Consider the following 9,627-nt stretch of genomic DNA (forward strand, 5'->3'; position numbering starts at 1 on the left):
TACAAAAATTTGGGGTGAACAGAAAAAGCATCCCGTATTTTTGATACGAAATGCTTTCAATAAGTTTAAATAAGTTTTAACGTTTACTAAATTGTGATGCTTTACGAGCTTTTTTCAAGCCTGGTTTCTTACGCTCAACTTTACGTGAGTCACGTGTAAGAAGTCCTGCGCGTTTCAATGAATCGCGGAAGTCTGGGTCTACTTGAAGAAGGGCACGAGCGATACCGTGACGGATAGCTCCTGCTTGACCAGCGTAACCACCACCTACAACGTTAACGAAAACGTCGTATGAACCTGCAGTTGAAGTAACTGCGAATGGTTGGTTGATTACAAGACGAAGGTCAGCGTGTGGGATGTACTCTTCAACATCTTTTTTGTTAACAGTGATTTTACCAGTTCCTGGAACAAGGCGAACGCGTGCAACAGCGTTTTTACGACGTCCAGTACCTGCATATTGTGCTTGTGACATACTTTATTGTTCCTTTCCTTAGATAAGTCCTGAAATATCAAGAACTTCTGGTTGTTGTGCAGCGTGAGTGTGCTCAGCTCCAACGAATACTTTCAATTTCATACCTTGAGCGCGGCCAAGAGTATTGTGTGGAAGCATACCTTTAACTGATTTCTCGATCAAACGTACTGCATTTTTAGAACGAAGTTCACCAGCAGAGATTGATTTCAATCCACCTGGGTGGTTTGAGTGAGTGTAGTAAATCTTATCAGTTGCTTTTTTACCAGTCAATTTAACTTTTTCAGCATTGATAACGATTACGAAGTCACCTGTATCAGTGTGTGGTGTGAATGTTGGTTTGTTTTTTCCGCGAAGTACGCTAGCAACAACTGCTGAAAGGCGTCCAAGAGGTACATCAGTTGCGTCAACAACGTACCATTTGCGTTCTACTTGGCCTGGTTTAGCCATGAATGTAGTTTTGTTCATGATTTCTCCTATATGAATGTCGTTTTTGTTTACAGGGCGGATGTTCCGGTCCGCAAGTTATTTGAAAGGTTCCGGGGCCTTACAAATGGGGTAAACAATACCGCCTACTATTGTATCAAAATTCTCAGATAAAAGTCAAGCGGTTGGGAAAATATTTTTTTATTTCTGCCAGATTCGTAGTCTTCTTTCCCCCTTCTCCTCAAGCATGGTCTGAAAAGCTTTAGAGACTATGTAAATGGCGAAAGTCAAGAATAGCGTAACGACTAGATAATTGATCAAAGGACCGTGGTCTCCAACCAATGGTGGTTTTGTCAAAAAGCCATAATCTCCACCCGTCATTAGATTAACCACAAAGATCAGCGCATTAAGCGAAGATGTGATGATTAGGATTCGTTTGAAGTCCAATAAGCTAGCATCATAGTCCTTCAAAAGATAAATCAAGGAATTTCCAAAGAGGGCTAGGTGTCCAAAAATAAAGGACAGGATAGCGATGTGGGGGAAGGGATAGGGATCTGGCACTGGATAAACAAAGGCCGCCAAAGTCCCGAAGGTCCCAAGCACAGCAAAGTACTGTTTGACTCTAGAGACACCAGGAATCAAAAGCACTACAAACATTGCTAAACGGCAATGATAAAAGGGCAGACTTTCTGTTAGAGGCATCTGGTTGACCAAATACCAACCGTAGAGCAGAATTAACTGCAGAGCCTGTAAAATCTGGAAAAATCGTTGGCAAACTTTTTTATCACCATAGCGATAGGCAAGAAATACAGTCAATGCCAATAGAGTAAATAGACCTCCATACCAAAGAAGATCAAATCGGGGTGGCTCCGTCGGCTGCGTGCTAAATAAAGCATCCCAAACATTCATGTAACTTTCCTCATTTTCATATAAGCAGGCCTCTTACTCATCTCTATAGAGCCTAGCTTACATTTATTTCTTATAATTTTGTGTAAAAGAAACTGTCGATCTTAATATAAAGCAAAGCTTCTAATCGACATATTGTTCCCGCTCACCCTGATAGACCTGCCATAGAATTTCCATTTGTTCTTTGGTTATTCGTTTTTCAGATAGGGGTGGGAGATTCTTGATATCAAAAAATTCAAGTTCTGCAATTTCTTGATTTTCTTGAAATTGTCCATCCAATAACTGACAGTCAAAAACGAACTTGGCATACTGTTTGTTCTGAAGTTGAAAGCGGTTGGTATCAAAAACCGCCAATAAAGAACCTACTTCTGCCGAAAATCCTGTTTCTTCCTGAACTTCTTTTCGGATATTTTCCTTGGGAGAATATCCTACCTCGCCAAAGCCACCAGGTAATGCCCAAGTATCCTCTCCTTGTCCTCTAACCAGGCAAATCTTCTGATTTTGAACAATCCATGCACGCACATCCATCAAGGGAGTTGCATAGCTACCTGTTGGTTTTAAAATTGCAGTCAATTCCTCTTGATCGAGCTCCGTTTGATCCTGCAAGACACTTGATAAAATCTGCCGTAAATCCTCATAACGTTCACGGTCAAAAGGATCCTTGGTATAGGTCAGTCCAGTATCAGTAATGGCCAACATTCTCTGAATAGCTTTGGCGAAATCAGTTGCACTCATTTTCTAAACTTTCTACTAGCTTGGCTAGATTCATAGAGTTCGAACCTTTAAGCAAAATCTGGTCATGTGCGCCAAGACTTTCCTTGACCTGCTTAACCATGGCTTCAAACTGGTCTTCCTCAGCTGTTTTCTTGAAGTAGTAAACATGGCCGATGGGGAACATTTGACTGGCTAGTTGGGCCAATTCCGCAATGTCTTCACCGTAGAAAATAACGGTATCAAGTACATCAGGTGACAGGCTCAAAATCATTTGATTATGGAGTTGAACGGATTGATCCCCTAGCTCTTTCATATCAGCCAAGACAGCTATTTTCTTCCCACCTTCATTAGCTGGGATAGTAGAGAAAGTTTCTAAAATCAGCTTCATAGCCGTTGGATTGGCATTATAGACATCTGATAAGATATCCGCACCGTTGGCCGCTTTTTTCCACTCGGTACGATTGCGGGTCAATTCAAGATTTTGGAAGGCTTGACCAATTTGCTCCTCAGTCACTCCTTCTTGAAGAGCTACATAAGATGCAATCATGGCATTGGTCGCATTGTATTTACCAGTTACTGGCAAATCAAGGGCTTGCTCCAAGAAATTAGCCTTGAAGGTTAAGCTATCCTTACGCTCAATCAATTCTGTAATTTCGAGTTCTGCACCTGGGCCAAAACGAACCACTTTTTGGTCAGCAGGTAGATAATCCTCAACAATTGGATCAGCTGGTGCTAAAAGCAAGGCACCCTTTTCCATCCCATCAGCGATTTGCAATTTCCCTTTGGCAATTTCAGAACGGTCTTTAAAGAAGGCCAAATGAGCTTCTCCGACCAAGGTCACAATAGCTGTCTTTGGATGAGCTAATTCAGACAAGAGGTGGATATCTCCTAGGTGATCCTGTCCCATTTCCAAGACCAACTTTTCAGTATCATCTGGCATATGAAGAGCCGTATAAGGGAGGCCAATCTCGTTATTATAGTTCCCTTGCGTTTTGTAGGTTTTGTAGCTTGTAGAAAGCAAATGGGCCAACATATCCTTGGTAGTGGTCTTCCCATTTGAACCTGTAACAGCAAAGACATCTACTCCTGTCTTTTGAAGGTAATAGGCCGCAAGTGCTTGAAAGGCAGTTAGGACATCTTCTACCAAGATATAAGGATGGCCTGCTATTTCTTTCTCTGATAAGGTTAAAGCTGCGCCATTTTCAAAAGCCGTCTCGATAAAGTCATGACCATCACGCGCCCCCTTTAGTGGCACAAATAAATCCCCAGATCCAATCAAGCGACTATCAAACTCAGCCTTGACGAGTGGGCTATCCGCATAGCTTGTCACATCATTTTTTGCACCGACGGCACGCGCAACTTCGTGAATCGTAAGTTTCATGTTTACTCCTTTAAAAAGGGGCAGGGAGTCTTGCCCCGCCCTTATAGCTATCTTTATAATAGGTGCGCTTCACGCTTGTTAAAGCTTTCTTTAGCAAGCTCAACCAAACGCTCGATTAGTTCTGGATAGCTAATCCCCATATTGTCCCAGAGCAATGGATACATAGACCACTGGGTAAATCCTGGCATGGTATTGAGCTCATTTAGGAAAACTTCTCCCTTATCTGTATAGAAGAAATCACAACGTGAGAGACCAAGCCCGCCAATAGCACGGAAGGCAGCTTCTGCATTTCTACGCATGACTGCTACTACATTATCACTGATCTTGGCTGGAATATCCATAGTAATCTTGTTATCAATGTATTTTGCTTCGTAGTCATAGAAGGCTACGTCCTTGACAACTTCACCAGGTAGAGTGCTCTTGACATCATAGTTTCCTAAAAGTCCAACTTCGATTTCACGCGCATTGACACCTTGCTCTACCAAGACACGGCTATCATATTTAAAGGCGAGTTCGAGAGCTTGATGGAGTTCCTCTTTATTTTCAGACTTAGAAATACCAACACTAGAACCCATATTAGATGGTTTGGTAAAGACTGGATAAGTTAATTTTTCTTCGACTTCTGCGATCTTAGAAGCTAAGTCATCCCCTTCAACAATGGCTACGTAAGGAACTTGGGCAATGCCAGCAGATTCCAAGACGCGTTTAGTCGTGATTTTGTCCATAGCAAGGCTTGAAGACAAGATGTTGCAACCGACATAAGGCATTTTCAAGACTTCTAGGAAACCTTGGACTGAACCGTCTTCTCCCATAGGTCCATGAAGAACTGGAAAAACAACTGCGCCTTCTTCGTAGATAGTACTTGGAGCAATTTTCTTGTCCCAATCAATAGTCGCATTGGTCATGAGACGTTCATCTTGTCCAGGAGTTTGGGTAAATTCTTGGGTTTTGATGAAATCACCTGACTGGCTGATAAAGACCGTTTTGACTTCAAAACGGTCATAGTTAACCGCACGCATGACACTCTCAGCTGACAATACAGACACTTCACGTTCTGCACTGCGTCCACCATATAATAGAATAATTGTTTGTTTCATATGATTGTCCTATTTCTACTAGAATACTCGCTTTTTAGTATATCACATTTGTCTATTTTTTTAAACTTGAACAACAAAAAAGAGACTGGATTAAAAATAAATCCAGTCTCTTGATTTCTTGAAATCTTATCTGTTAGCTAATTGCCTGTTCTATATTCTTACAGACTAAAGTTCTGTACGATTTTCAATAGCTCTTAGGAGGGTTACTTCGTCTGCATATTCGATATCTGCTCCTACTGCTAGACCTCGTGCTAGACGAGTGACCTTAATCCCTGCAGGTTTAAGAAGTCGAGAAATATACATGGAGGTCGCCTCACCATCTGCTGTTGCATTGGTGGCCACGATAACCTCTGAAACTTCGCTATCCATGAGGCGAGTCATGAGACTTTTGAGGTTGATATCATCGGGACTAATCCCATTCATAGGGGAAATCAAACCGTGTAAAACATGGTAAAGTCCGTGGTATTCCTGAATATTTTCCATAGCAGCAACATCTCGGCTATCCTCCAGGACCAGAATCGTAGACTGATCACGGCTAGGATCGGTACAGATAGAACAAGGATCCTCATCTGTCAAACGTCCACAAATAGAGCAATAGGTCAATTCTCGCTTTGCTGCAAGGAGATTTTTTGCAAATTCATTGACGTCATCATCCGACATCCCAATAGTATAAAAGGCCAGTCGGGTTGCTGTCTTAATCCCGATACCCGGAAGTTTAGAATAACTGTCAATCAGCTTAGCTATAGGTGTTGGGTAAAGCATGGCTTCCTTTCTAGTTCATTGGATGGTGTTGGTTGTATAGATTGATAATGTCGCGAGCAATCGAAGGTCCGACACCATTAGTTAGATTCGTATTATGCGGGAAAACAACTGCAACTGCAATCTGAGGATTATCACTTGGAGCATAGGCCACAGCATTAGTGTTGTTGGCTTTCTGACCACCATTCACGTAACTTTCGGCTGTACCAGTTTTCCCACTGATAGAGACTGCTGCACCATTTGAAAAGGCACGACCTGTCGTAAGAGCACTTGTTCCGTGTGATACTTGGTAAAAGCCTTGTTGCAAAATAGACATGTCAGACTCAGAAATATTAATCTTATTCATTTCTGTGCTGTCCGTTTGCTTAATGAGTTCTCCCAAACCACCTTGTTCATTGTTGTCGTAGACTCCTTCCACGATATGAGGAGCTAAGCGGACACCATTATTGGCAATAGTCGCCACATACTGAGCTAACTGCATTGGTGTGTAGTTATCGAACTGCCCAAAAGCATTATTTAGATAGTTGGCCAAATCATAGTCTTTAGGGATAAACCCTGTTGACTCATCCGGTAAATCGATCCCTGTAGACACGCCCAAACCATATTCACCAAAGGTTGAACGAAGTTTTCCCATGGCAGATTCAAGATTGTTGGTTCCTACTGTCATATTTGGCTGATAAGTTTGCCCCATGATTCCAAGAGCAGTTTGGACCATGTAAGTATTGGATGAATACTCCAAGGCCTCAACTGCTGTAATCGGGAAAGAACCATAATAAGGGGTATACCAGGAATTGATCGGCGCAGAACCTTGGAAGACGATTGGTTGATCTGTCAAGGTTTGGTTGCCTGACAATACCCCATTTTCCCAACCTGAACTAATGGTTGCAGCCTTAACGACAGATCCTGGAACAAAGACATTAGTGACAGTTCCGAGTGAGTCTGTGGTCAGTTCTCCAGTCTCAACATTGTGCTTCATTCCTGACATGGCTAATACAGCACCTGTCTTAGGATTGAGGGCTACTGCATAAACACCTTCTGAATATCTGGCTCCACCATTTGCAAGTTCTGAGTTGAAATAACTCTTCAAGAGACTGTCTACACTATCTTGGAAGGCCAAATCAATGGTTAATTTGATATTTTTACCCTTGCTTCCTTCTTCGATATTTTCTACACTCTCCATGTCTCCGTGCTTGTCCAAATGGATTTCCTTGACAGTACGTTTTCCTTGCAAGACTTCTTCGTATTGCTTTTCAAGATAGGAAGTCCCAACACGGTCATTGAGTGAGTAACCTTTTTTCAAATAAGCGTCCACTTCTTCTGCTGGAAGACCAGATTTTTCACTCGAAACACTTCCAACTATAGATGAAAGAGAAGTTTCTAAGACTTTTCGGTCCCATGAAGTAGAAATGGAAATACCTGGCAATTCCTTAGATGCAGAAGCAATCACAGCTACCTGTGTATCGCTCAAAGGATCAGTTTGAATATTTCCTGTCGCAAAATTTTCTACTGCATTGAGCTGACTAAAGATATAGATTGCCTTCTTTTCATCCTCTGAGTAGTTTAATTGACTGGAAGTAATACTCTCAGCAGCGTTGTTATAGAGTTCAGATTCAGAAAGTTGATTGCCATCAGAATCATACCGTTTATCCTTAGGAAGAGCTTCAACTGTTTTCTTATAAGCTTCGGCATCCGCCAAGTAGTAGTCTGCCATTTGTCGGTCCGTCAACTCTGGAGAAGTGACTGTGACATAAGTCAACAATTTTTTAGAAATATCCTTCAAATCAGCCGCAGTCATCTTGTTACTTCGTGTGAATGAAACAACTTGTTTAACGGTGTTTTGGACTAAAGGTTTTCCTGTTGCATCATAAATTTCTCCACGAGCGGAACCCATGGTTACTCGAGTTTGGCTAGCAGAAGCTAGTTTATTTTCATAAAAATCCTTATGAAGAACTTGCATATAAAGCAAACGGCCAATAATTGTTAAAAAAAGCAAAATGACGATTGCAAATAACAAATTAAGCCGTATCGGTATCGAGTGGCTATTGAATTTTCTCATACACATCAATCTCATTTCTAATCAAAATCACACTCTTCATTGTACCATAATTTAGGTAGAAAATTATGGAAAAAGAAAAGACTTTCCCTTTTTGGTCCAAAAATTATTTTCTATGATATAATGGAGGTAAGCGCTATTTTATTTGTTAGATTTATCAAATAAATTCTGGCAAATAGCTATCAAAGGAGTCCCATGAATAAGCAAGATATTTCTACAATCATTGAGCTTCACTTTGAAGAAATGACCGATTTAGAGCAAGAAATTGCTCGCTATTTTCTGCAGGCAGATACCATAAACGATGACTTATCCTCTCAGCAAGTTACTCAAAAACTTCATATTTCCCAGGCAGCGCTCACTCGTTTTGCCAAGAAATGTGGTTTTAAGGGCTATCGAGAGTTCATCTTCAAATACCAACAACAAAAAGACACTCTTTCTGCTCCTCAACAGGATATGAATCCTTTGACTCAGAGAGTCCTTAGAAGTTATGCAAACCTGCGAGAAATTTCTCAAGGATTGATTGACGATGAGCAACTGGAACGCGTGGCTCAGATGATTGACCAATCCGAACGCGTGTATTTTTTCGGAACTGGGAGTTCTGGTCTAGTCGCACGTGAGATGAAGCTACGTTTTATGAGATTGGGTGTCGTCTGTGAAGCCTTAACAGATCCAGACGGTTTTGCCTGGACGACTAGCATTATTGATGAAAAATGTTTGGTGTTTGGTTTTTCTCTCTCAGGAACAACACCATCTATCATCGATAGCCTATTAGATGCCCAGGATATGGGAGCTAAGACAGTTCTATTTACAAGTGCACCGAATAAGGATACCCAAGCATTTACAGAAACAGTATTAGTCGCAAGTCAAAACCAAGCCTCATATATCCAACGAATCTCTGCTCAGCTTCCAATGCTGATTATCATTGATTTACTCTATGCTTATTTCCTAGAGATTGATCGCGAAAGTAAAGAAAAAATCTTTAATAGCTACTGGGAAAATAATCGATTAAATGGTTATCGCAGAAACACAAGAAATAGAAAGCCCTGAAATTGGAAACCATTCAGGGTTTTCTGTTTAAAATATTTTTCCCCACAAAAAGGAGCCCACAATGGGACTCCTTTTTTAGTGGTTCAAGATACTTCCTTTGACGTTCTCTATTCTAGTCCTTCATATCTTTTTTGAAGAAGAATAGCATCATTCCTGAAACAAGAGTGAGGGCAGGCAAGAGAGTTGAACTTACTTCTTCTCCTGTTGCTGGTAACTGTTTGCTTGTAGAATCTGCTACAGTGCCCTTAGCCTCTGCTAAAGGCTTATCTTCTCCCATAGGTTGTGGAGTAGGAGTTTCTACATTTGCTGGTGCACTTGGTTGAGCTGCATCCTTGTAGACTACCGCATAGACACCTAGGTGTGGAGCTACAAATTCAAGTGCTGAACCCTTCTGTTCAAACTTCACTTCCTGCAATTCTTGATTTGCATTCATAGCATAGACATTGGCTACATCAGACGCCACAGCAACTTGAACAAGGGCTGCACCTTTCAATTGAACAAGTTCGCCTTTCTCATTCTTCAATTGAATTTGATAAGCATCGAAACGGCGACCTTCCAAGACCTGGTTAGCAACCTTATCGACCTCTAGAACAGAACCACCATTGAGGTCCCCTTCTCGAGCAATCAGTTTCAAGTTTGTTGATGAATCTTTCAAGATCTTCAATGTGCTATCAGTTGATGGACTTTCTTCCTTAGTTCCAACTTCGACGATGCGGTCTTGAGCTTCCTCACGTTCAACCTTAACAACCTTACGATCGCTGCCGTCAACTTCTACATA

Annotated in this window: 10 protein-coding genes; 1 reads left to right on the forward strand and 9 read right to left on the reverse strand. The window is 41.4% G+C overall.

Annotated elements, in window-relative coordinates; translation table 11 throughout:
• Positions 1 to 76: 76 nt before the first annotated feature.
• From rpsI to pbp2b, 8 genes are all read right to left on the reverse strand, one after another.
• A complete protein-coding gene (gene rpsI / locus QM857_RS09070) occupies positions 77 to 469 on the reverse strand; it encodes a 30S ribosomal protein S9 (protein WP_002893764.1) in 393 nt (130 codons plus the stop codon).
• 18 nt (positions 470 to 487) lie between these two features.
• Positions 488 to 934, reverse strand: coding sequence for a 50S ribosomal protein L13 (gene rplM, locus QM857_RS09075; RefSeq protein WP_002876943.1), 447 nt, complete (start codon positions 932 to 934; stop codon positions 488 to 490).
• A 159-nt stretch (positions 935 to 1,093) separates the two neighbouring features.
• Positions 1,094 to 1,801, reverse strand: coding sequence for a TIGR02206 family membrane protein (locus QM857_RS09080; RefSeq protein ID WP_414275751.1), 708 nt, complete (start codon positions 1,799 to 1,801; stop codon positions 1,094 to 1,096).
• 120 nt (positions 1,802 to 1,921) lie between these two features.
• The gene (locus QM857_RS09085; RefSeq protein ID WP_178894580.1) at positions 1,922 to 2,533 is read right to left on the reverse strand and encodes an NUDIX hydrolase; all 612 of its coding nucleotides are present in this window, start codon (positions 2,531 to 2,533) and stop codon (positions 1,922 to 1,924) included.
• A complete protein-coding gene (locus QM857_RS09090; RefSeq protein WP_178894579.1) occupies positions 2,520 to 3,893 on the reverse strand; it encodes a UDP-N-acetylmuramoyl-tripeptide--D-alanyl-D-alanine ligase in 1,374 nt (457 codons plus the stop codon). Before QM857_RS09090 ends, QM857_RS09085 begins: the two co-directional genes overlap by 14 nt.
• Before the next feature lie 53 nt (positions 3,894 to 3,946).
• Positions 3,947 to 4,990, reverse strand: coding sequence for a D-alanine--D-alanine ligase (locus QM857_RS09095; RefSeq protein WP_414275752.1), 1,044 nt, complete (start codon positions 4,988 to 4,990; stop codon positions 3,947 to 3,949).
• 165 nt (positions 4,991 to 5,155) lie between these two features.
• A complete protein-coding gene (gene recR / locus QM857_RS09100; protein WP_006152788.1) occupies positions 5,156 to 5,752 on the reverse strand; it encodes a recombination mediator RecR in 597 nt (198 codons plus the stop codon).
• Positions 5,753 to 5,762: 10 nt separating this feature from the next.
• On the reverse strand, positions 5,763 to 7,820 hold the full coding sequence (gene pbp2b / locus QM857_RS09105; RefSeq protein WP_414275753.1) for a penicillin-binding protein PBP2B: 2,058 nt from the start codon (positions 7,818 to 7,820) through the stop codon (positions 5,763 to 5,765).
• Positions 7,821 to 7,997: 177 nt separating this feature from the next.
• Here pbp2b and QM857_RS09110 point away from each other — a divergent pair, with 177 nt between their 5' ends.
• Positions 7,998 to 8,849 (forward strand): MurR/RpiR family transcriptional regulator, encoded by an 852-nt coding sequence (locus tag QM857_RS09110; RefSeq protein ID WP_254730751.1) that lies wholly within the window; start codon positions 7,998 to 8,000, stop codon positions 8,847 to 8,849.
• Between the two features lie 112 nt (positions 8,850 to 8,961).
• Here the strand turns inward: QM857_RS09110 and QM857_RS09115 are convergent.
• Positions 8,962 to 9,627, reverse strand: a 666-nt coding sequence (locus tag QM857_RS09115) for an LPXTG cell wall anchor domain-containing protein (RefSeq protein WP_414275754.1), incomplete at its 5' end; no start/stop codon positions are given.

This window comes from Streptococcus infantis (genome assembly GCF_047463315.1).
GTDB lineage: Bacteria > Bacillota > Bacilli > Lactobacillales > Streptococcaceae > Streptococcus > Streptococcus infantis_AB.